The organism is Spiroplasma endosymbiont of Cleonymus obscurus (assembly GCF_964273375.1).
GTDB lineage: Bacteria > Bacillota_I > Bacilli_A > Mycoplasmatales > VBWQ01 > Spiroplasma_E.
On the sequence record NZ_CAXWWA010000002.1, the window covers coordinates 197,332 to 220,979 of the forward strand.

Sequence of the window (23,648 nt, forward strand, 5' to 3'; positions counted from 1 at the left end):
TATTTTCCTCATTTAATTTCTATTATATATTTAGTTTTGTGATATCTTTATGAAATAGATTACTAAAAATATTTAATGTAATAATAGTTGGAAATTATACATCTTTGCCATTCTTAATTGCTTTAATATCTTTTTTTAACTGCTCTTTTAAAAATTTAATATCATTCTCACTATTTTTTACTTTTTTTAATGCTTCAATTTTAACTTTAGTATCTTTTTTTAATGTTTGAATCTTATCATTTTTTTCAGATCTAATTAACAATTTGGCTCCAACTTTCTTTGTTAAAATGTGTAAACCCTTAAAAGGGTATTTTTTTAATAAAAGTTTTTCATCTTCAATTAATTCTTGATTGCGAGAAGCAATAACAGTAGCTTGTAAACCACCAGAAATATTAACTGCAGTTCTGCCCATATCAAATAAACCATCTAAGGCACCAATAATACCATAAACAGCAGCATAATAGCTACCAAAACCAAGACCACCTAAAACACCAGCCGTTACAACAGCAGCAGTTCCTGGCACTCCCGCAATTCCTCCTAATGAAGCAACTAGTGTTACAATTAAACCATTAATAAATAAAATAGCGATTGTTCAGTTGGGAAAATTACCAGGAAGGATAACACTAAATCATAAGAAAGATAAAATAATTCCAGCTTGTACTCCAGCACAGCCACTTAAACCTATTGTTGTTGAAAGTGGCATTACTGTATCACTACCCTCTTCTTTCACTTTTAAATCTTCTTTTAAGGTATTCATAGCAATTGGTAAAGCGGCATTAGAAGACTGAGTTGTAAAACCAGCAATAATTGGTTTCTGTGCTTTTACTAATCAACGATAAGGATTAATACCAAATAAATATAATGATAATAAATGTCATAAGAAAGTAATAAGTAGTGCTAAATAAGCAACCCCAATAATAATGCCAATATTAGCAAGTGCACCAATTGGTTGATTAATAATTGCTGTGGCTAGCATACTCATAACAGCAAATGGCATAATTTTAATAAACATCATTAATATTGTGAAATAATAATTTTTCACATTGTTTCTAAAGTGTTTCTTGCTTTGTCCATTCGTTCTTCATTATGCTTAGTTAGTTTTTTAATTGCAAATCCAATTAAAGCACCAAGTACAATAATTGGAATAATTAATGTTTGAGTAAAAACACCAATTAAGCTGCTAGGAACGTAACTAATGATAATTTTGGGAATTGTTTTGGCAGTAGTTTTATCGTAATTACCACCATCAGTTAAATTAAAACCTTGCCCAATTTTGAAAGCAATTCCTAGTCCAAAGGCAATAGTAAAAGCAATAGCCACATTTATTAATAAAATAGTAATACCAACTCCTGAAACTTTAGTTATTGTTTTTGAGTTACTATTTTTTTTACTAGTAATTCTAGCGATAGCTAAAAATACTAATGGAATAGTTAACATAGTAATACCAATAATAAAAATAGTTTTTAATAATTCAATTCAGTGTACAATTTCTGCAACTCAGGGTATATAGTCAGGATTAGGTTTTATTGGTGTTCCAGGTAAGTTAGGATAAGTAATGTTATAACTATTAAAACCAGTAATAGCTTGGATAGTAATACCAAAAATTAGTCCTAATCCCATTCCAGTAAAAATACGAATTGGAAATTTAGGTTTAGTTTTTTTAATAAAAATAGAAAGTGCTAGGATAATACTAAAAAAGACAATTATCCCGATTAGACTTTGTCAGTGTGAAATACCAACAAAGTCTCTTAATAAGTTAATATTGTCATTACTAAGAGTTGTCATAGTTGCTACCTCATTCTTTTTATTTTTTATAGGTTATGACGATGTTACTTTTCTGCTTGCTATATGAATAATATCACTAGTACGAGCAAAAGGAGGTGAATAAACTAAATCTAAATTTTGTAAATCACGGATGTCCATTTTATTTCAAATGGCAGTAGCAAGAGCATTAATTCTTAATGTGGCATGATTATAACCTGCCATTTGTGCTGCCAGTAATTGGAAATTTGTTTTATCATAAAATAGTTTTAAGTATAAAGGACGAGATTGTTTTAAGTATCTTGGTAGATCATAATCTTTAATATAAACACTACCAATTTTATTTTTATCAATCGTATCAAAACTACCAGTTTTTGTTATTTCTAAATTACCAACACGTAAAATACTTGACCCTAAAGTTCCTGGATATTTATGTTCTGGGTTTTTAATATTATCAGCAATAATACGTGCCATTTTATTAGCATTAGTTGCCAAGGGAACATATATTGATGATTTATCAAATTGACTATATATTTGTGCACAATCACCACCACTATACATATTTGAAAACTTTTTTGTAAGATTTTCTTTAGAAGGAATTTGACAGAATTCGTTAATAATAATTGCTTTATTTTTGTTTAATTCAATATTGCTATTTTGTAAAAAATTCGTATTTGGTTCAAAACCAACTGCTAGTATTACTAAATCACAAGGTATTGTTTTTCCGTTTTTTTTATCATTTACACTTTTTAAACGCAAATCATTAACATTATTATGAGTCATCATTAGTTCTTCAACTTGATAGTTTAGTAAAATAGTGGCATTGTTTTTTGATTTAGTTTTATGATTAATATTTTTTTTGGTTAGTTCATCATAAATTAATTGACTAAATTCTTTATCAACAACGTCTGCCATTAATTGATCTTTCATTTCAACGATTGTGACATCTTTTTTTTGTTTTAAGCACGCTTCTGCCATTTCCATGCCAATAAATCCACCACCGATAATAACTATTTTTTTAGCATTTTTCATTGCTTTTTTTAGATTTATGGCATCTTCTTTAGTAAAAACATTATAAACATTATGTGGTAAAATACCATGACTAAAAGGTGGCGGAATTTTTGGTTTGGCTCCTGTTGCAATAACTAAGGCATGATAAGATACAACTTTTGCTTTAGTTTTATCGTCTATTGTTTTTTTGACATGAATTTCTTGTTTTGCTGTATCGACTTTAATAACATTTTGATTTAAATGAATTTTATTTTTATTTTTATTATTAGTTTTTTCTGAAAAATCTTTTTTTGTACGGTCATTTAAAAGTTTTTTATTTTTAAATTCATTAGCAATATAATAAGGAATACCACAAGCACCAAGTGAAATATAGTTTTTTTCTTGATAAACATGGATATCAAAGTTTTTATCACTATTTTTTTCACTACGTAATAATTTACTCGCAACTCCCATCCCAGTCGCACCAGCACCAATAATAATAACTTTAATTTTCATTTTTATCATCGCTCCACTCTCATTAATTATAATATATATTTAATAAAAAAATCAATTAATAGTGTTTATCTTAAGTATTGATTCATTTTTGAACAAATTCTAAAGTAGTGTCACTAATACCCTTATCAGTTACTAAATTATATTCATTAACAACTGTGTGGTCTAAATCACCAATTAAAAAACTTTGACCGTGGTTAGCATCAAGGATAGTGTATAATGAACTTTTTTTTGGTATTTCATAGCGAATTTTTTCTTGAAATAATTCGTTAGCATTAGTGTAGTTAATAAAGTGATCATTTTGACCATGAAGAAATAACATTGGCATATCAGGTATTAGTTTTAAATATTTAATTGGTTGTATTTCTTGTAAACCATCAACACCAAATGCTTTTTGTGCTTTTTTACGACTTAATTTCAGCATTAAATTAGTAGGTAAGAAAGCATAGTTGTATAGTTTTTCACTATAGGTACGATCTAAGCGACTAAATGTACAATCAGAAATAATGAATTTTACTTTTTGATTAATTTTATGTTTTGCATATAAATTGCTTCACATTACTACTGTTGCGCCACCTAATGAAAAACCATATAATCCTAAAGCAGTAGTTTCTTGTTTATATGTTTTACAACAGTATTCAATAATGTCTTGTAAATCTTGTGATTCTTTTAAACCAAAAGTTGTTGGTGATGCATCACTTTCACCATGGTTACGAGCATCATATCAAATAACATTGTAGCCAGCACGTAAAAAAATGAAAGCTTGTTTAAATATTCAAAATCTTGTATTAGTTATTCCGTGTAATAGAATTATTGTTTTATTATTATTTTCATTTTTAAGGGGACTTTTTAAAAAATTACCGTATAATGTTAAATTGTCAATTGATGTTTTAATTGAAAAAGGAATTATATTTTCATGTTTTTCTAGGTATTCTCAATATTCAAAATACATTGGCCATTTTGCTAATTCAATTTTAACTTTCGGTTGAAATTGTGAATTATATTGCAAGCATGCTTTAAACATTTCAATTGAATTTATATTAACTTTTTGTCTTAATTTTATTCTATTAATACTACTTTGTTTCATTGGTTTTCCTCACATTTTAGGTCATACATTTTAATAGTCGACATTATTTAGTATTGTTGGTTTTGGTTTACAACGAATATATTTTTTATATTTTTTATAAGGTATAAATTTAATATATTTGTATTTGCTAACTACGTGTTGTCCATTATTTTTACTATTTCGTCGTAAACAGGGTTTTACTTTTTTGATTTTAAAAGTACCAAAATTAGGAATAGTAATTACTTTACCTAGTTGGTTAATATTTTTAATTTCTTCAATTACACAATTAAAAACTATTTCAATATCTTGAATGTTAAATTTAGTTTTATCTGATACTCTTGCAATTAATTCTTTTGCGTTCATAAAAATCAACCCTATCTGTTTGCCCATATCCTTCTAATATTATTTTATATTATTTTATTTATAAAATGTAATCTATAAATTTTTCGTACTTTGCTTGTTAATAATTTTATATATAAAAGGCATTTTACATATTTAATTTGAATAATTTTAACATTAAAAATAATAAGAATCAAAGATAAAAATTTCTTTATTATATTCAATAGTATAAATAAGTATATTCCTTAACTATAATTATAATTTCTATAAAATGTAATTACAAAAATAAAAGTGTTTGGCCATTGCTTTAGTTTTAAAGCAAGTGGTTTTTTTATTTTTGAAAGAAAAGAAAGAGAGGTTTAAAATTATTCTAGAGATAGCGACAACAAATGTTTCAATAAGTGATATTGAAAATAAGATTAGAAAATTTAAAGAAAATTTAGAAATTTTTAAAAAAGAATTCACATTTTTCATAAATGAAAGTGTTGAGGAACAACGTAATTATAAACAAAGATATCAAGATATTTTATCAGAAGAAGAATTAGAAAATAGTAAATATGAAAAGGATTTAGCTTATAAAGAAGATGATTTAAAAAACTTAAAAAGTCATATTGAACATTTAACAAAAAGTAGCACTAATAATCAACTTAGAAATCAAACATTGGATGAAAAAATAGCAAAAGATCAAAAAGAATTAAAAATAATAAGAAAAGAAATTAAAGCTTTGCAAAAAGATAAAGAAGAGTTTAAAGAAAAAATCACAAAGATAGATAAAGATACTTTTCAAGAAACTCAAAAAAATATTGAAGATTTCCAAGCTACTATGAGAACAAAAATAAAATATGTTGAAGTAGTATCAACCTTAATTGAAGTTAATTCAAGTGATGCAAACATACAAAAGCATTGAGATGCATTATGAATCGATTATAATAATAAAGTTAAAAATGCAAAAGAAAGAATTAAAATTTTAGAAACAAAAATTTCAAGTTATAAAAAACAAATTTTGGAAAATGAAAGTAGTATTAAAAGCCAAAAAAAAGAAATAATATTACTAACGCAAGAACAATTAAAGTTAGAAATTGATATAAAAAAAATTAAAGATAAAATTGAAAAAAATATAAAAGAAATAAGGGATAAATTAAGTGAAATTAATAATAAAATGAATAGTTGTTTTACTGAAAATAAATTGAATATAACCAAAAAGAGTAATGATATTATTAATTTATTTAATGAATTTAAAAATTTTAATGAAAAAATAAAAGAAGATTTTAAGTTTTTCATTACAATAAAAGAACAAATAAATAAATTTTTAGGTGAATATTTTTTTATTAAAAACTCTAAAATTGAAAATTCTATATCAATAGTTGCTGATTATGATGCTGCACTTAAAATTATTATCAAGAATTTCACTACTTTTTTTGGAGAAAATAAATATGGTGAACTTTTAAAAAGTATAAAACAGTTTAATAACTATAAAGAAAGTAATGCTCAACAAGAATTACAACCATCAACTTCTAGTGATATCACTATTGATATCAATAATGAAAATAATGGTAAATGCAAATTATTTGATTTTGAAGAATTAAAATTAGAATCAGGATCAATAGTAAAAATGACTCTTAATTATTATAATTTTTTACAAGAATATAAAGGTCCATATTCTTATTTAATTTTTATTAAAGATGATAGTTTAAATGAAGGGAAGAATCAAAAAATAGCAAAAAACCTTTATTTTAATCCATTACTATTATTTGAAGATTGTAATGAAGAAGAAAAAATAATTTTTAAAAAATTACAAAATAAAATAGCAAAAAATAATAAAAAGAACTTTCTTTTTAATGAAAACAAAAAATTTGCTTTATTATGTATTAGTGAAAATGATAGTTCTCAAAATCTTTTGTTTTTAATTGATTTTACAACATTAATTAAAATTCCTAAAAAGTTTATTCCATTAATGTATGATTATCAAAAAAAATATAATTTAAATCAAAAAATATCTAAAAAAATAATTAATAATTTTGAACAAAAAAATAAAAAAGATTATAAATTTATGTTTATAAAAGTTAGAGTACAAAACAATAATATTAAAAATTATATTAAAAATTTAGATTTATTATATGAAAAAATTTATCAACAAAAAGATCAATTACAAGAGTTAAAACATTTATTTTTTGAATTTAATGAATTTCTTGATTTAAATAAAAAACAGCAAAGTATAAAAATAAGTGATTATGAAACTCAACAAACTAGCGAATTTCTTAAAGAAAATGATTTTGTATATAAAATGGTAAAAGAAATATCTAATATTTTAGATATAACATTAAATTCGATAAATTCAGAATGTTTGATAGGAAATTCTAATAATGTATTACAAATAGCAGATGTTGAATCAATAAATCAAGAATTATCAGTTGGTTTAGTACTTTCTGAACAAAAGATAGTATTTACAAATAATATATAATCAAAAGTTTTAAACTTATAAATAATGCATATTTTCCAGATAATTAAATTATCTGGAATTTAGAGGCTTTTTAATAATCTGTGTATCTTTGTTTTGCAAAGTACTAGTTCAGATTAATTCTGTCTTCAAATTTTATCATAAAATGAGCAATTGCTGTATTTCAATTTTGAATGGGCATTGTTCATTTTTTTGTTATATTTTCAATTGCTAAGTAAAATATTTTGAAAACTGCCATATCATTTGGAAAAACTTTTTTATTTCTGATGACTTTTCGTAATTGACTATTAACAGATTCAATAGAATTTGTAGTATAAATCACTCTTTTGATTTCTGGAGGATAACTAATAAAAATCATTAATTGGATCAATTTTTATATCAAGATTTAGCAATTTGAGGATAGTGTTTATTTCATTTACTTTCAAATGATTCTAAAGCTTGCATTGCTTGTTCTTCACTACATGCATTATAAATTGGCTTTAAATCTGTAACTAGTGATTTTCGATGTTTGTATGAAACATATTTTAAACTATTTCTGATTTGATGAACTATACATAATTGATGTTCAGTTTTAGGATAAACTGATTGTATTGCTTCTGACATGCCTGTTAAGTTGTCACTACAAGCAATAAGAATATCATTTAAGCCACGATTTTTCATTTCTGTGAAATTTGCTAATCAAAATTTAGCGCCTTCATTTTCACTAATTCATAAACCTAAAACATCTTTTTTACCTTCTAAATCAACACCTAAAGCTATATAAACTGATTTGTTAATAATGCGTTTATCTTGTCGTACTTTAACTACTATACAATCAAAATAAACAATGGGATAAATGCCTTCTAATGGTCTATTTTGTCATGCTTTGACATCATCAATCACATCATCAGTAATTTGACTAATAACACTTTCACTAATATCAGCACCATGATATAACTCTTGTAACTGCATTCTAATATCTGATAATGTCATACCTTTTGCATATAAGGAAAGAACTTGTTGATCAAAACCATCAAATCTTCTCTGTCTTTTTGGCACTATTACAGGAGTAAAATTACTATTACGATCTCGTGGTACATCAATCTCAATTTTACCTTGTTGAGTTATTAATTTTTTTGAACTTATACCATTACGAGCATTGTCACTATTACTATGTTGATTTTTTTCATATCCTAAATAATTTTGCATCTCAGAATTCAACATTTTTTCAACTAAACGTTTTGTTAATTCTTTATATAAACCCCCTTCTTTAAAAACTGTTGTTAAATCTTCAGTATTTTCTAATAATAAATCTACTGCTTTTGATATTGGATCATTATTATTAAAGTTATCTTTTTTAGCCATCTGTAACTCACTCTTTCTAGTCATTTAATTATATTTACTAGAATTAATTAAACATAGTTATTTTTGTAAGTTACACAGATTACTAAACATTACCGGAATTTTTAAAATATTATTTACTTATTTTGTAATTTTTTATTTTATGATTTGAATTTATAATTTACAAATTTTGTAAAATTAACAAAGAAAGATGTTTAATAATTAAGTTTTTTATATAAATTTTGAAATACTTCTATTTTTAACATTGATTTTTTCTCATGATTTTTCATCATTAATATATTTTTTAAATAAAATTTCTGATCATAATGGTGTAAATGATGCAATTTGCTTTATTGTAAATCATGGAATTTGTTCTCTTGTAAATGATGCAATTTGTTTTTCTGTAAATCATGGAATTTGTCATTCTGTGAATGCTTTAATTTGTCATTCTGTAAATGATGGAGTTTGTTGTTTGCTAAAGTGTTGTATTTGTCATTCTTCAAAATATGGAATTTGCTTTATTGTAAATCATGGAATTTGTGATCAATGAAATGCTTGAATTTGTCATTCTGTGAATGCTTGAATTTGTCATTCTTGAAATTCTTCAATTTGTCATTTTCTAAATTCTGGTATTTGTGTTGTTGTATTGAAAGTTTGAATCTTGGAATGGCAACCCTTTTTAGGACTATTTTTTGGTAGACATTTTTTCATGATATTTAACTGGAGTTAGGTAGTTTAAAGTGCTGTGGATTCGTATGTTGTTGTATCAATTGATATAATCAAATAATTCTAATTTTAATTGGATTAATGATGTAAAATTTTTATCATTAATAAATTCAGTTTTGAAAGTTTTGAAAGTTGCTTCAGCAACAGCATTATCATAAGGACAACCTTTTTTGCTTAAAGAACGGGTAATATTGAATGCTAATAAAAGTTTATCAATAGTTTTATTATTGAATTCATTACCGCGATCACTATGAAATATTTGAATATCTTTTAAACAGCGATTTGATTGCATAAATGCTTGATATACTAATGATGCATCTTTTTTAGTACCTACACACTATGTCCAATAATTTCGCGGTTAAATAGGTCGATTAATAAGCAAATATAGTTTCACTTACCATTAACTTGAACATAAGTTAAATCACTAACAATAACTTCATTTTTAAGCCTATTATTAAAGTTTCTATTCACAAGATTGCTTATTTGGCTATTATTGACTTTGTTATGATGATTTTTAAATGATAATTTAGTGTATTTTGATATTAAATTATGCTGATTCATAATTTCTTTAATTTTTTTGTGTGATAAATAAATTTCTTTATTTTCTAGACTGACTTTTAATCTTCTTGTTCCATAAACTTCTTTATTTTGTTTAAAAGCACTAATAACAGCTTCATCATATTATTTTTGATTTTATCTTCTTTTTTCTTTAAATTAAAATAATATGTTGATTTAGAAAGTTTTAAAAAACGACAAATTGGACGAATTTTATATTTAGATTTATTATTTGTAATAATCTCTACTTTCTGCCTATTATTAGTGCTGCTTGCTTTAAAATATCATTCTCCATTCTTAATTGTTTTAATTCTTTATTTGCTTGAATTAATTGTTTTTCTAAATCCGAAAGATTATCTTTAGTTTTAAAACTGCCTGAATTTGTAAATTGCTTAATTCATTTATAAGTAGCTGCTCTTGTAACGTTGTATTCTTTAGCAAGGCAAGATACTGATTTGCCATTTTGATATAAAGATACTATTTGTTTTTTAAATTCATCATTATATGAGTTAATATTGGCCATAATTATATTTCCTTTCTTTTAACTAATTTGTTCACTTGTCTACGTAATTAGTGTCAAATAAAGTGTAACCCATCCAATATTGCTATTAAAAAATATAAATTATCATATAATAAATATTATTTTGCTAAAGATTTAGTAAAAGATGAAAATGTCCGTTTTGTTGCAACGGGTTTAACAGCTGGTGGAAGTTTAAAAGCAATTAAATATTATTATGGTACATATTATTTAAATACTTTTTTTGTTTCACATGGTGTTGTTAGAAATATGGAAGTTACTTATAGTGTTAGTCAGGTTAATAAACTATTGCCAAGTGTTGAAAAAATTATGAAAATATATAATAAGTATGTTTAAAAATATTTAAAGGAGAAAATTATGAATGATATTGATCGTTTACCTGCTATCCCAGTTTTAGAAAGTCAACGTTTAAAACTACGACCTATTACTTTAAATGATGCACAAGCATTATTTAATTATGCAAAGAATGAAAATATGACAAAATATGTACCGTGAAAAGCTCATAAAAGTATTAATGATAGTATTGGTTTTATTAATTCTTTATTACAAGAATATAAACAATTAAGTTCTTTAATGTGAGCAGTGCAATTAAAAGATGATGAAACCAATACGATGATCGGTACTTGTGGTTTTATTAGATATTTTGCTCATACTAAATGTTTGGAAATAGGTTATGCTTTTAATCCAAAAGAGTGGGGTAAAGGTTATGCCAAAGAGGCATTGTTGACTGCTATTAAGTATGGATTTGAAAATACTAATAGTATTAGAATTGAAGGTAGTTGTGTTAAAGAGAATATTGCTTCAGCGAAAACGATGGAAAGTGTTGGCATGAAGTTTGAAGGAATTTCTCGTAGTAATTTTATTAAAGATGGTAAAGTTAGTGATTGTAAAATATTTAGTATTATTCGTAGTGAGTATTTTAAAAAATAAAGTTTTTTTAAAAAAAGTAGGATTATAGTTTAAAAGTTTTAACCCTCTAGTAGTTAATTTATTTTCTAACGTTTTTTCAACTAAAAATAAAATTAATTTATTCATTTTATCTTCTTATAATTTATATTCTATAATAAAATCTTCATAATTATATTCAATTTCTAAATATTTATTTAATGTAACTTTATTAATTTTTAGCATACTTCTTAGAACCTGTTTAAAATCTTTTAGAGAAATAGGGTAAAATGATTATATATTTTAAGATAAGAGGTATATATGCGTAAAAATTATCCTAGTAATGTTAGCAAAGAGCAATTTGAAAATATAAAATCAATTTTAGAAAATACTAAAAAGAGAACTAAACCAAGAAGCTTAGATTTATATGAAGTATTTTGTGCAGTTTTATATGTATTAAAAAGTGGTTGTCAATGAAGAATGTTACCAAAAGATTTTCCAAAATGACAAATTGTATATTATTATTTTCAAGTTTGAAGTAAAAATAATGGTAAAGAACCTAGTGTATTACAATTAGTTTTAAAAAAAATTAGTCATGGCATTTCGTATCAATAATGGTAGAAAAGAACAAACTAGTTTTTGTATAATTGATTCACAAAGTGTTAAAAATACAGATACTACTAAAAACAAAGGTTATGATGCTGGTAAAAAGATTTCAGGAATAAAGCGTCATATTGCTGTTGATTCTCAAGGTTTACCACATGCAATTTACATAACCACAGCAGAAAAAACAGATCGTAACAGTGCTATAATAATGATTGAAAATGAAAAAGAGAATCTTTCTGCAGTTCAAAAAATACTAGTAGATGCTGGTTATACTGGTGAAAAATTTGCTTCTAAAATTAAAACAATTATAAATGCAAATGTTGAAGTTATAAAACGTAATGAATTACATTCTTTTGTAGTATTACCAAAAAGATGAGTTGTAGAACGAAGTTTTGCATGATTAGAAAAATGCAGAAGATTATGAAAAAATTGTGAAAAAAAATTAAATACTAGCTTACAAATGGTTGTTCTTGCCTTTATTTCAATTTTATTGAAAAGATTTTAAACAGGTTCTTAAGTATATTTGTTAAAATAAATATAAGTATGAAGATTTAGTTTAGAATAAGGTGAATATTTTGGAACAAAAATTTACAATAGTTGAAAAAAATATAATGATTTAAGAATGTTGCCTGTAAACCCTAGAATTCCAGATCTTAATATTAAATTAGATAAAATATATTATGATAACTATTCAATTTTTGTTGAAATTAAAAAAATATTAAATTTAGAAAGAAAAAACTTAGAAGTTTTATATGAATTAATTTCATCTTTATCTGATAGATTTACAGCTTCTAATGATAATATTCATATTATTCCCGATGATAAAGAACAAAATTTCTATGTATTAGAAGGTAACAGAAGATTGATGTGCATGTATTTATTAGAAGAATTTTCTTTCAATAATTCTGAATGAAAAGAAATTAATGATTATATAGTTAATGAATTAGGAAAAGAAAATTCAGCATTGAAAGACAATTGAGAAAAAATTTTAATTTGTATAAATGATTATCAAAAACTAAATGTTCATTATTTTAATAACATTTCTATTACATTAGTTAATAGAAAATTATCTACAGAAGAAGAATTATGACAAATAGTAAATAATAGACATACTGCAGGTAGTACAGGAAAAAGTGCATTTCCTAGACTTCTTTATTTAAAAAGATTAGGTAAAGAATTTTCTGATTTATATAAAAAAAGTAAAGAAATTAATTTTCAAAATAAGGATATTAGGCAGATTAAAAAAGAAATTTTAAAGAAAATTCATTTTAAATATGATAGAACTATTGAAAATTTAAGTAATGATATTAATAAATCTTTATGGTGTACTTGAGTTATTTCAAAATATAAACAAATTAATTAAAAAGAACAGAATAAATTCTCTTTATGGAATATTAAATAAATTATTTGATACGTCTAAAACAGGATTACAATTTAGTAAATATTTTGAATTATTTATTCAAGATTTACTTGAGATGAAAAAAATAGATGAAAATACTAAAAATGATATTATTTCAAATAAATCTTCTATTAAGGAATTAGTTACTGCGAAATATCAAAATTCTCCTAGAAGTATATTTAATGATACAATTCATAATATATATAATATATTTGAAAGTGAAAAAATTTTAAATATATGAGTAGAAAATATAAAAAAATATATTCATTTTTATAATTGATTTTTAACTAAAATAGGTTGACTTCAAGAAAAAAAATAACAAAATATGAAAGTAGGTGAACAGATGGAATTTAATTCAAACATAGTAATATATGAAAAATTAATTAATAATATCAAATTAGAATTACCAAAAGAAAAAACATGAAAAAACTTTAGTCGTGTTTGAGGTGATTCTATGCATAGAATTTGTTCTTATGTGGCTATGTTTTCACCAAGTTTAGCCGATTATTTTATTCAAAAGTATTCAGAAGAAAATGACAATGTATTAGCTTTTTCTTAGAGGAACAACTCTTTTACAATCACGTTTATTGGATAGAGAAACTTATGCAATAGATTTAAATCCATTTGCTTATGTACTTTCTCGTGCAAAATCTCAAAGTTTTAAACTTAATGAAGTATTAATTAGAATTAAATATTGAGAAGAAAAATATTGCAAAGATAAAAAAATATATAATTTAAATAACATAAATAATGACTTAAAAGTTTATTACAGCGAAATAAACTTAAAACAATTAGTTTTCATTAAGGAAAATTTAGGTAAAAATTATAATAAGATTTCAGCAATTGATAATTTTATTTTAGCTATAACATTAGGATTAATGCATGGTCCAATGAAGAAAAATGGTGAATCAATATATTTTTCCTTAGGTATGAGTAATCACACTTCAATGTCAGTTAACTATGTTAGAAAATATGCATTGAAACATAATCTTAAAAAACCAGAAGATAATATTTTTGAAAAAATAAGTAATCGTGTAAAACGTGTATTATCAAAAGCTCATTATTGTAATAAAATTGCTAATGTGAAGTTGGGTAATGCTTTAAAAATAAAGGATTATTTTGATATTAAACCTAAATTAATTTTTACATCACCACCATATTTAAATTTAATTAATTATACAAGACAAAATTGTCTTAAGATGTGAATATTAGGATTTGATACTAATAAAGATAATAAAAACATTAAGTTAGATGATAGACATGATTTAGAAACGTATAAAATTTTTATGAAAGAGTATTTATTACAAATTTCAAAAATATGTAATAAAGATACTTCAGTTATTTTAGTAGTTGGTGATGCAAATAATAGAAAAGTATGTAATTATTTTGATATTATGTGGGATAGTATTAAAATTGAAATTCCATTAAGATTAGAAGAAACTTATGAAGATTCAATAATTCAAAAGAAAAAAGCTACTAATTCTCTTGGAAGCAAAGCTGGTAAAGCAACAAGAATTGATAAAATATATGTTTTTAAATTAAAATAAATAAAAATTAATTAACAGTAACTTTGTGTTACTGTTTTTTTATAAAAGAAATTATTTTCACACATTATTAATGATTATTAACTATTATAGGATCTGTTGCAGTTGGTGGAGGATTATTATTAGCAGGTACTCCTTTGTAGTAGGAGCATTAGCAGCAACAGCATCAGCTGCTGTTGTCACTTCTATTGTTGATAGAAAACTAGAAACTAATAAAGCAAAAAAAGAAAGTAAACAAAAAAATGAAATATTTAAAGAAGAACAAATGGAATGTTTCAAATCAAAATTAGCAAGTCAAAAAGCACAATATGATTATGAAAGAAAAACATTTGAAGTGGGACTGCTTGAAAAAGAAGTAGAAAACAAAAAATTAAAAATTGAATTAAAAATGTTAGATGATCATTTAGAAAAACTAAATAATAAATCTAATAGAGAACCATTGTCTGAATTAAATCCCAATATTAATCAGTTTAATAATAGTATAGTATTAGGTGCTAATAGTTTAGAAACAAATATAAATAATAGTTATAAAACAACATTAAGACCAAGTTTAGATTAAAAGAAAGGTAGAAAAATTGAGGCTTTTTAATAATCTGTGTATCTTTGTTTTGCAAAGTACTAGTTCAGATTAATTCTGTCTTCAAATTTTATCATAAAATGAGCAATTGCTGTATTTCAATTTTGAATGGGCATTGTTCATTTTTTTGTTATATTTTCAATTGCTAAGTAAAATATTTTGAAAACTGCCATATCATTAGGAAAAACTTTTTTATTTCTGATAACTTTTCGTAATTGACTATTTACAGATTCAATAGCATTTGTAGTATAAATCACTCTTTTGATTTCTGGAGGATAACTAATAAAAATCATTAAATTATCTCAATTTTTATATCAAGATTTAGCAATTTGAGGATAGTGTTTATTTCATTTACTTTCAAATGATTCTAAAGCTTGCATTGCTTGTTCTTCACTACATGCATTATAAATTGGCTTTAAATCTGTAACTAGTGATTTTCGATGTTTGTATGAAACATATTTTAAACTATTTCTGATTTGATGAACTATACATAATTGATGTTCAGTTTTAGGATAAACTGATTGTATTGCTTCTGACATGCCTGTTAAGTTGTCACTACAAGCAATAAGAATATCATTTAAACCACGATTTTTCATTTCTGTGAAATTTGCTAATCAAAATTTAGCGCCTTCATTTTCACTAATTCATAAACCTAAAACATCTTTTTTACCTTCTAAATCAACACCTAAAGCTATATAAACTGATTTGTTAATAATGCGTTTATCTTGTCGTACTTTAACTACTATACAATCAAAATAAACAATGGGATAAATGCCTTCTAATGGTCTATTTTGTCATGCTTTGACATCATCAATCACATCATCAATAATTTGACTAATAACACTTTCACTAATATCAGCACCATGATATAACTCTTGTAACTGCATTCTAATATCTGATAATGTCATACCTTTTGCATATAAGGAAAGAACTTGTTGATCAAAACCATCAAATCTTCTCTGTCTTTTTGGCACTATTACAGGAGTAAAATTACTATTACGATCTCGTGGTACATCAATCTCAATTTTACCTTGTTGAGTTATTAATTTTTTTGAACTTATACCATTACGAGCATTGTCACTATTACTATGTTGATTTTTTTCATATCCTAAATAATTTTGCATCTCAGAATTCAACATTTTTTCAACTAAACGTTTTGTTAATTCTTTATATAAACCCCCTTCTTTAAAAACTGTTGTTAAATCTTCAGTATTTTCTAATAATAAATCTACTGCTTTTGATATTGGATCATTATTATTAAAGTTATCTTTTTTAGCCATCTGTAACTCACTCTTTCTAGTCATTTAATTATATTTACTAGAATTAATTAAAAATAGTTATTTTTGTAAGTTACACAGATTACTAAACATTACCGAAAAAAATTATGTTTGGATGATTAGATGATATTGCCAAAGGAATAGAAAATATTGGAAATGATATTGGTAAAGGTGTAGAAGGTGTTATATCAGATATTGGCTCGGGTGTAGATAATATTGGTTCAGATATTGGTAAAGGACTGGAAGATATTATATCAGACATTGGTTCAGGTATAGAAGATATTGGAAATGATATTGGTAAAGGATTAGGAGAAATTGGTAAAGGTGTAGATGATTGGTTCAGATATTAGTGGCATTTGAGAAGATATTTCAAAAGGATTTGAGGATTTTACAAAAGACGTAGGAAATTTTTTTGAAAAAGGTTGACAAGGGATAGAATCATTTTTTAGTGATTTATTTGAAGGATTAGACTTTTTACTTTATGCTGTACCAATAGTTATTGGAGGAGCAATTGCTGCTGCAATAAGTGTCAAGATTTATAAGGTAATAACTAAACTGCAAAAAGATAAACTAGTACGAATGAATCTTAAAGATGCGCAACGTCAAAGAAAACTTAATAAAAAAAATAGTCCATTATTAGGAACACTTAGTGATAAAATTGTAAAAAGTAAAGATAAAATTAAAAAAAGAGAAGATAAACTGCAAGAAGCAGAAAATAAGCTAAAAAATTTAAAAGCAAAAAATCAAAGATTAGAAGAAAAAGAACTTAATAAACAAGTTAAAATAGCTAAAAAGTTAAAAAAAATTAATAATTTTCAAAATGAAGTAAATGATAGTGAACCGTTAATTACTAGAAATAATTCTTCAACTTCATTTTCATTATAATATTTTTCTTATTTAAAAAAAGATTGCAGTTGCAATCTTTTTTATTGTCAACAATATAATATTTTATTCATAATATTATTTTTAAAAATTATATTAAGTTAGTTGTTAAAGAATGATAATTAATAAATGAATTTTGTAAAAAATGAAGTTTTATAAGTAAAAATATAGTTACTCTAACTTATCAATGTTATAATTTATCAAAGGAATAACTAATATTAATTTATGAAAATTTAGATAGAAAGGTGCTATTGCCATTAATATGTTTTTTAAAAGTGTAAAATTCAAGAAGACAAATGATGATTTTGAAACAGATGATAACTTTGAATCAGAAGTTAATATAGAAGGAAAACAAGAAATAATTACACCTTTTAAACAGTATAAAAGTAAAGATAGTAAAAATCTTTTTGCTAAAAAAATGTTATTAAAAAGAAAACAATTAAAATTAAATAGTAAGAAAAAATTTAGTGTTCATGATTGAGGGATTGATAATACTAATTATGTTTTTATTGATTTTGAAATTGCAAATTCGAATAAAACAAGTGCTTGTCAATTAATTATGATAAAAGTAACACAAGGTAAAATTGTCAAAACTTATAGTTCGTTAATTAAACCACATCCTGAAGAATTTACTTTTTCTCATGTTCATGGAATTACAAATGAAAGCGTATCTTTAATGTCAAATTTTAAAGAATTATGAGTAGACATTGTTACTTTTTTTACTGAAAATACTGTTGTTATTGCTCATCATGCTAACTTTAACATTAATATCTTAAGATCATTAATAAATCATTATGATTTAGAGTGCTCTAATTTTTTTTACATTTGTTCAGTTAAGTTATTTAGAAGAACATATGATTATCCTAATAACCGTTTAAGTGCTCTTGCTCATAGTAATCAAATTAAATTTGATCATCATGATTCATTGGCAGATGTTACCACTTTACATAAATTAATTAATATACATTTCAGTGAACATTACCATTTAAAAACTTTATGTAATAATCTTAATATTAAAATGGGGAGATTATTTGATGATTCTTTATCTTAATTAATATAAGATGTATTTTTATATATAAAAATACTTTTTAAGTTTAAAGGTATAGTAAATAAAAATTTGCAAATTTAAAAATTAACATTATAATTATACTTATGTAGGGATATTAAGATAAATTATTTAAGTCAAATTGTATACAAAAGAGGTTACAGTTATGGAAAAAGAAATAGATGTTGCATATGTTTTATCACCATTGGATACAGTCACTAATGTTAATGACAAAAGTGTCTTTTCAATAAAAACACATCTTGTGCTAATAAATAAAATACTTAAAAGTAAGTAATTACTGGTTTTAAATTAGTATTAATGATTACTAGTTAAAACAGTTGCTATTTTTAAGTGCAGCACTAATTCTTTAAATAATATTTATATCTTGTATAAAATATAATGAATTATAATCGAGAAGATTATTAACTAAAATTCAATTTTTATTTAATAAAAGTCTAAAAAGTACATGAATATTTTGCTTGTTTATGATAACATTACTAAAGAAATTAAAAATAAAATTTCTTATTTTTGATGTTATTAATTTTGATATGTAATATTTTATGAAATGGAGGTGAAATCAATGAAATATGACTATGAAATTATTGTAATTGGTGCGGGTCATGCTGGTGTTGAAGCGGCATTATCTTCTGCACGAGCAGGTCATAAAACTGCTATTATTACTCTTGATAAAACTAAAATTGCATTAATGCCATGTAATCCTTCTATTGGTGGACCCGCCAAAGGAGTTGTGGTTCGTGAAATTGATGCACTTGGTGGCGAAATGGCTAAAGCAGCAGATGCTACTGCTTTGCAAATGAAACTATTAAATCATTCACGTGGTCCAGCAGTTTGAGCTATTCGTGCTCAATCTGATAAAATTGCTTATTCACAATATATGCAAAATGCAATAAATAAACAAGAAAATTTAACAATTTTAGAAGTTATGGTACAATCATTAATAATTGAAGAAAACACTGCTAAGGGTGTTATTTTAGAGAATGGCGAAAAAATTACAAGTGAAATTGTGATTTTAACTACTGGTACTTATATGACAGCTTTAACTTTACAAGGTCATAATAAGAAATCAGAAGGACCAGATGGTCAAAGAACAAGTAATGGTATTTCTGAACAATTAAAAATTGTAGGCTTTAATATGATACGTTTAAAAACAGGAACACCACCTCGTATTAAAAAAAATAGTATTGATTTTGACAAAACTAATATTGAACTAGGTAGTGATTTACCTTTAGCATTTTCACATGAAACTAAAAAATTTTTACCATTAGCAAAACAATTACCTTGTTATTTACTTTATACAAATGATAAAACTCATACCATTATTAATAATAATTTAGATAAATCACCAATGTATAATGGTGAAGCACAAGGTACTGGACCACGTTATTGTCCAAGTATTGAGGATAAGGTAGTACGTTTTGCTGATAAGCCTCGTCATCAAATTTTCTTAGAGCCAGAATCACTTGCTTTGGATTCAATTTATGTCCAAGGTTTTTCAACATCATTGCCAATTGATGTGCAAGATAAAATGTTGAGAACGTTACCTGGTTTAGAAAATTGTGAAGTATTAAAATGAGCATATACTATTGAATATGATGCTTTTGAACCAACACAATTATGACCAACATTGGAAACTAAATTAATTAAAAACTTATTTAGTGCTGGTCAAATTAATGGTACTAGTGGTTATGAAGAAGCAGCGTGTCAAGGTTTAATAGCCGGAATTAATGCCCATTTAAAAATAAAAAAAGAAAGACCATTAATTTTAAAGCGTGATGAAGCATATATCGGAGTTTTAATTGATGATTTAGTAACAAAAGGAACAGTTGAACCTTATCGTTTATTAACTTCTTTAGCTGAACATCGTTTATTATTACGAAATGATAATGCTCAAACAAGATTAATTAAGTATGGTTATCAAGTTGGCTTAGTTAGTGAACAACGTTGATCACAATTTAATATTCAACAAACATTAATGTCCAATATTGTTGAAAAATTAAAAACCATTAAAGTTAGTCCCAATTCAGAAGTTGCTAAGTATATTATTAATAATAATTTAGGTCCAATTCCCGATAATCATATTATTGCTTATGAATTATTAAAACGCCCAGGTGTCAAATTATCAATGTTTACTTCACAGTTACCTTTAATAAATGATTTACAATATCATGAATTAATGGAATTAGAAATTACAATTAAATATTCAGGGTATATTAATCAGCAACTAAAAATGGCGCAACAAACTAATAGTTTAGAAAAAAGACAAATTCCTAGTGATATTGATTATGATTTAGTAGAAAGTATTACTGGTGAAGCTAGAGAAAAATTAAAGCGCGTTAGACCATTAACAATTGGTCATGCTACAAGAATTTCTGGTGTTAGTCCTGCTGATATTCAAGTTTTATTATTTTTTTTAAAACGCAAATATCCAAATTTAAATATTTTACTTGCATTTTAAAGTTCAAAGAAGATTTTGATTTATGATGATCAAAAGAAATTAAACAGTAATAAAAATTGTAAATATATGACACAAATTTAAGAGGTGATAAATTTATGAATAATGAAAAACAAAAAGAGTATAAGAAAAAGTGATATCAAAAAAATAAAAAAAAATACAAGAATATCAACAAAGACCTGAAGTGAAAGCAAAAATGAAAGAATATGCTCAAAGACCTGAAGTGAAGGCAAGAAAAAGAAAATATGATCAAGAGTGATATCAAAAAAATAAAGATAAAAAACGAGAATATGAGCAAAAACCTGAAGTAAAAGCAAAAAAGCAAAAATATGATCAAGAGTGATATCAAAAAAATAAAGAAAAAATGAAAGAATATGCTCAAAGGCCAGAAGTGAAGGCAAGAAGGAGAAAATATGATCAAGAGTGATATCAAAAAAATAAAGATAAAAAACGAAAATATGATCAAAGTTTCAAAACCAAAGTAAGAAGAAAAAAATATGCTCAAAAACCCGAAGTAAAAGCAAAAAAACAAGAATATGCTCAAAGACCTGAAGTGAAGGCAAGAAAAAGAAAATATGATCAAGAGTGATATCAAAAAAATAAAGAAAAAATGAAAGAATATGCTCAAAGGCCAGAAGTGAAGGCAAGAAAGCAAAAATATGAGCAAAAATCCGAGGTAAAAGCAAAAAGGAAAATATATAATCAAAAATGATATCAAAAAACTAAAAAAACAAAACAAGAATTACAATTTAATAATAATTATCAAAAAGAAGTAATGGTAAATGCAATCAACAAATTAGCTGATGAATATCCTCCTGCTGCACATGTTTTAAGTGAAAATCAAAAAATTTGAAAATCTTATTTATAAAATAAAAATAAATTAAAAAAATGAATTGATAAAAAATAAATCTAATTCTTTTTCATGTAAATCATATATAACAATTTTCTTTTCACTTAAAATAAAATTAAGTTGTGATATATAATTTTTATCAATTAATTTAATTAAAATACTATCAGTATCTTTATTATATTTAAATTGAAAATTATATAAACTTAAAAGTGATAATGCTACAAGATTATTGCTTGTTTTTAAAACAAAAATTTTACCAACCCCAAATTTATCAATTGGTCCAGTATAAATTAATTTACCATATTCAATAATAGTACAATTATCAATAATATCTTTTGTTTCATCAATCATATGAGTTGTTAATAAAATAGTTTTTCCTTCTTTTTTTAAATCTTGTAAAACAGAAGTAAAAAATTTTCTTGATTCTGAATCTAAATTAGCTCCTGGTTCATCTAAAATAACTAGGTTTGGATCATGTGCTAGGGCAACAATTAACATAATTCTATTTTTCATTCCTGAAGAAAATGAATTTAAAGATTTATTGAGGCTTTTATGTAATCTGTGTATCTTTGTTTTACAAAGTACTAGTTTAGATTAATTCTATCTTCAAATTTTATCATAAAATGAGCAATTGCTGTATTTCAATTTTGAATGGGCATTGTTCATTTTTTTGTTATATTTTCAATTGCTAAATAAAATATTTTAAAAACTGCCATATCATTAGGAAAAACTTTTTTATTTCTGATAATTTTTCGTAATTGACTATTTACAGATTCAATAGCATTTGTTGTATAAATCACTCTTTTAATTTCTGCAGGATAACTAATAAAAACCATTAAATTATCTCAATTTTTATATCAAGATTTAGCAATTTGAGGATAGTGTTTATTTCACTTATTTTCAAAGGATTCTAAAGCCTGCATTGCTTGTTCTTCACTACATGCAGTATAAATTGGTTTTAAATCTGCAACTAGAGATTTTCTATGCTTATATGAGACATATTTCAAACTATTTCTAATTTGATGAACTATGCATAATTGATGTTCTGTTTTAAGATAAACTGATTGTATTGCTTCTGACATGCGTTAAATTATCACTGCAGGCAATAAGAATATCATTTAAGCCACGATTTTTCATTTCTGTGAAATTTGCTAATCAAAATTTAGCACCTTCATTTTCACTAATTCATAAACCTAAAACATCTTTTTTACCTTCTAAATCAACTCCTAAAGCTATATAAACTGATTTGTTAATAATGCGTTTATCTTGTCGTACTTTAACTACTATACAATCAAAATAAACAATAGGATAAATGCCTTCTAATGGTCTATTTTGTCATGCTTTGACATCATCAATCACATCATCAGTAATTTGACTAATAATACTTTCACTAATATCAGCACCCTGATATAACTCTTGTAACTGCATTCTAATATCTGATAATGTCATACCTTTTGCATATAAGGAAAGAACTTGTTGATCAAAACCATCAAATCTTCTCTGTCTTTTTGGCACTATTACAGGAGTAAAATTACTATTACGATCTCGTGGTACATCAATCTCAATTTTACCTTGTTGAGTTATTAATTTTTTTGAACTTATACCATTACGAGCATTGTCACTATTACTATGTTGATTTTTTTCATATCCTAAATAATTTTGCATCTCAGAATTCAACATTTTTTCAACTAAACGTTTTGTTAATTCTTTATATAAACCCCCTTCTTTAAAAACTGTTGTTAAATCTTCAGTATTTTCTAATAATAAATCTACTGCTTTTGATATTGGATCATTATTATTAAAGTTATCTTTTTTAGCCATCTGTAACTCACTCTTTCTAGTCA

22 protein-coding genes and 3 pseudogenes are annotated in these 23,648 nt (G+C 24.6%); 14 read left to right on the forward strand and 11 right to left on the reverse strand.

Annotated elements, in window-relative coordinates:
* Positions 1 to 94 precede the first annotated feature (94 nt).
* The 5 genes from ACI2WJ_RS01620 to ACI2WJ_RS01640 form a co-directional block, all read right to left on the reverse strand.
* A complete protein-coding gene (locus tag ACI2WJ_RS01620) occupies positions 95 to 1,015 on the reverse strand; it encodes a cation:dicarboxylate symporter family transporter (protein WP_400254631.1) in 921 nt (306 codons plus the stop codon).
* A complete protein-coding gene (locus tag ACI2WJ_RS01625; RefSeq protein WP_400254632.1) occupies positions 1,015 to 1,785 on the reverse strand; it encodes a cation:dicarboxylate symporter family transporter in 771 nt (256 codons plus the stop codon). The genes ACI2WJ_RS01620 and ACI2WJ_RS01625 overlap by 1 nt, the downstream gene beginning before the upstream one ends.
* A gap of 33 nt (positions 1,786 to 1,818) precedes the next feature.
* The gene (locus ACI2WJ_RS01630) at positions 1,819 to 3,267 is read right to left on the reverse strand and encodes an FAD-dependent oxidoreductase (RefSeq protein WP_400254633.1); all 1,449 of its coding nucleotides are present in this window, start codon (positions 3,265 to 3,267) and stop codon (positions 1,819 to 1,821) included.
* A gap of 70 nt (positions 3,268 to 3,337) precedes the next feature.
* Positions 3,338 to 4,351, reverse strand: coding sequence for an alpha/beta hydrolase (locus ACI2WJ_RS01635; protein ID WP_400254634.1), 1,014 nt, complete (start codon positions 4,349 to 4,351; stop codon positions 3,338 to 3,340).
* Positions 4,352 to 4,381: 30 nt separating this feature from the next.
* Complete coding sequence (locus tag ACI2WJ_RS01640; RefSeq protein ID WP_174480240.1) at positions 4,382 to 4,693, reverse strand: HU family DNA-binding protein; 312 nt, start codon at positions 4,691 to 4,693, stop codon at positions 4,382 to 4,384.
* Between the two features lie 313 nt (positions 4,694 to 5,006).
* Between ACI2WJ_RS01640 and ACI2WJ_RS01645 the strand changes: the two genes are divergently transcribed.
* Positions 5,007 to 7,130 (forward strand): hypothetical protein, encoded by a 2,124-nt coding sequence (locus ACI2WJ_RS01645; RefSeq protein WP_400254635.1) that lies wholly within the window; start codon positions 5,007 to 5,009, stop codon positions 7,128 to 7,130.
* 103 nt (positions 7,131 to 7,233) lie between these two features.
* On the opposite strand, the pseudogene ACI2WJ_RS01650 reads toward ACI2WJ_RS01645, so the two are convergent.
* The 3 genes and pseudogenes from ACI2WJ_RS01650 to ACI2WJ_RS01660 form a co-directional block, all read right to left on the reverse strand.
* A pseudogene (locus tag ACI2WJ_RS01650) lies at positions 7,234 to 8,471 on the reverse strand (IS256 family transposase).
* Between the two features lie 207 nt (positions 8,472 to 8,678).
* On the reverse strand, positions 8,679 to 9,158 hold the full coding sequence (locus ACI2WJ_RS01655) for a hypothetical protein (RefSeq protein ID WP_400254636.1): 480 nt from the start codon (positions 9,156 to 9,158) through the stop codon (positions 8,679 to 8,681).
* Positions 9,133 to 10,251 (reverse strand): annotated as a pseudogene (locus ACI2WJ_RS01660) (IS3 family transposase). Before ACI2WJ_RS01660 ends, ACI2WJ_RS01655 begins: the two are co-directional and overlap by 26 nt.
* A gap of 84 nt (positions 10,252 to 10,335) precedes the next feature.
* On the opposite strand from ACI2WJ_RS01660, the gene ACI2WJ_RS01665 reads away from it, so the two are divergent.
* The 8 genes from ACI2WJ_RS01665 (at position 10,336) to ACI2WJ_RS01700 (ending at position 15,259) form a co-directional block, all read left to right on the forward strand.
* Positions 10,336 to 10,602 (forward strand): fructose-bisphosphatase class II, encoded by a 267-nt coding sequence (locus ACI2WJ_RS01665; protein WP_400255225.1) that lies wholly within the window; start codon positions 10,336 to 10,338, stop codon positions 10,600 to 10,602.
* A gap of 21 nt (positions 10,603 to 10,623) precedes the next feature.
* Positions 10,624 to 11,196: a GNAT family N-acetyltransferase gene (locus tag ACI2WJ_RS01670; protein ID WP_339039388.1), complete on the forward strand. Its 573-nt coding sequence runs from the start codon at positions 10,624 to 10,626 to the stop codon at positions 11,194 to 11,196.
* 276 nt (positions 11,197 to 11,472) lie between these two features.
* A protein-coding gene (locus tag ACI2WJ_RS01675) for an IS5 family transposase (protein WP_400254556.1) occupies positions 11,473 to 12,262 on the forward strand; the annotation gives its coding sequence in 2 pieces (ribosomal slippage) (positions 11,473 to 11,733 and positions 11,735 to 12,262; 789 coding nt in all).
* 117 nt (positions 12,263 to 12,379) lie between these two features.
* Complete coding sequence (locus tag ACI2WJ_RS01680) at positions 12,380 to 13,120, forward strand: hypothetical protein (protein WP_400254637.1); 741 nt, start codon at positions 12,380 to 12,382, stop codon at positions 13,118 to 13,120.
* Positions 13,121 to 13,232: 112 nt separating this feature from the next.
* Positions 13,233 to 13,475: a hypothetical protein gene (locus tag ACI2WJ_RS01685; RefSeq protein WP_400254638.1), complete on the forward strand. Its 243-nt coding sequence runs from the start codon at positions 13,233 to 13,235 to the stop codon at positions 13,473 to 13,475.
* 24 nt (positions 13,476 to 13,499) lie between these two features.
* Positions 13,500 to 13,715, forward strand: a complete 216-nt coding sequence (locus ACI2WJ_RS01690) for a hypothetical protein (protein ID WP_400254639.1) — start codon at positions 13,500 to 13,502, stop codon at positions 13,713 to 13,715.
* 28 nt (positions 13,716 to 13,743) lie between these two features.
* Positions 13,744 to 14,703: a type II R/M system DNA methylase gene (locus tag ACI2WJ_RS01695; RefSeq protein WP_400254640.1), complete on the forward strand. Its 960-nt coding sequence runs from the start codon at positions 13,744 to 13,746 to the stop codon at positions 14,701 to 14,703.
* A gap of 70 nt (positions 14,704 to 14,773) precedes the next feature.
* Entirely contained in the window at positions 14,774 to 15,259 is a 486-nt protein-coding gene (locus ACI2WJ_RS01700; RefSeq protein WP_400254641.1) for a hypothetical protein, read from the forward strand.
* A gap of 59 nt (positions 15,260 to 15,318) precedes the next feature.
* Here ACI2WJ_RS01700 and ACI2WJ_RS01705 read toward each other — a convergent pair whose 3' ends face one another.
* Positions 15,319 to 16,557, reverse strand: a complete 1,239-nt coding sequence (locus tag ACI2WJ_RS01705; protein WP_400255226.1) for an IS256 family transposase — start codon at positions 16,555 to 16,557, stop codon at positions 15,319 to 15,321.
* A 104-nt stretch (positions 16,558 to 16,661) separates the two neighbouring features.
* Here ACI2WJ_RS01705 and ACI2WJ_RS01710 point away from each other — a divergent pair, with 104 nt between their 5' ends.
* The 5 genes from ACI2WJ_RS01710 to ACI2WJ_RS01730 all read left to right on the forward strand — a co-directional run bounded on the left by ACI2WJ_RS01710 (position 16,662) and on the right by ACI2WJ_RS01730 (position 21,822).
* Positions 16,662 to 16,904, forward strand: coding sequence for a hypothetical protein (locus ACI2WJ_RS01710; protein ID WP_400254642.1), 243 nt, complete (start codon positions 16,662 to 16,664; stop codon positions 16,902 to 16,904).
* The gene (locus tag ACI2WJ_RS01715; protein ID WP_400254643.1) at positions 16,885 to 17,439 is read left to right on the forward strand and encodes a hypothetical protein; all 555 of its coding nucleotides are present in this window, start codon (positions 16,885 to 16,887) and stop codon (positions 17,437 to 17,439) included. The genes ACI2WJ_RS01710 and ACI2WJ_RS01715 overlap by 20 nt, the downstream gene beginning before the upstream one ends.
* A 259-nt stretch (positions 17,440 to 17,698) precedes the next feature.
* On the forward strand, positions 17,699 to 18,487 hold the full coding sequence (locus ACI2WJ_RS01720; RefSeq protein WP_400254644.1) for an exonuclease domain-containing protein: 789 nt from the start codon (positions 17,699 to 17,701) through the stop codon (positions 18,485 to 18,487).
* Positions 18,488 to 19,061: 574 nt separating this feature from the next.
* A complete protein-coding gene (mnmG, locus tag ACI2WJ_RS01725; RefSeq protein WP_400254645.1) occupies positions 19,062 to 20,957 on the forward strand; it encodes a tRNA uridine-5-carboxymethylaminomethyl(34) synthesis enzyme MnmG in 1,896 nt (631 codons plus the stop codon).
* 193 nt (positions 20,958 to 21,150) lie between these two features.
* Positions 21,151 to 21,822: a hypothetical protein gene (locus ACI2WJ_RS01730; protein WP_400254646.1), complete on the forward strand. Its 672-nt coding sequence runs from the start codon at positions 21,151 to 21,153 to the stop codon at positions 21,820 to 21,822.
* Positions 21,823 to 21,834: 12 nt separating this feature from the next.
* Here the strand turns inward: ACI2WJ_RS01730 and ACI2WJ_RS01735 are convergent, their stop codons facing one another.
* Both ACI2WJ_RS01735 and ACI2WJ_RS01740 read right to left on the reverse strand, forming a co-directional pair.
* Positions 21,835 to 22,371: an ATP-binding cassette domain-containing protein gene (locus ACI2WJ_RS01735; protein ID WP_400255227.1), complete on the reverse strand. Its 537-nt coding sequence runs from the start codon at positions 22,369 to 22,371 to the stop codon at positions 21,835 to 21,837.
* Between the two features lie 17 nt (positions 22,372 to 22,388).
* Positions 22,389 to 23,625: pseudogene (locus ACI2WJ_RS01740) on the reverse strand (IS256 family transposase).
* Positions 23,626 to 23,648 lie beyond the last annotated feature (23 nt).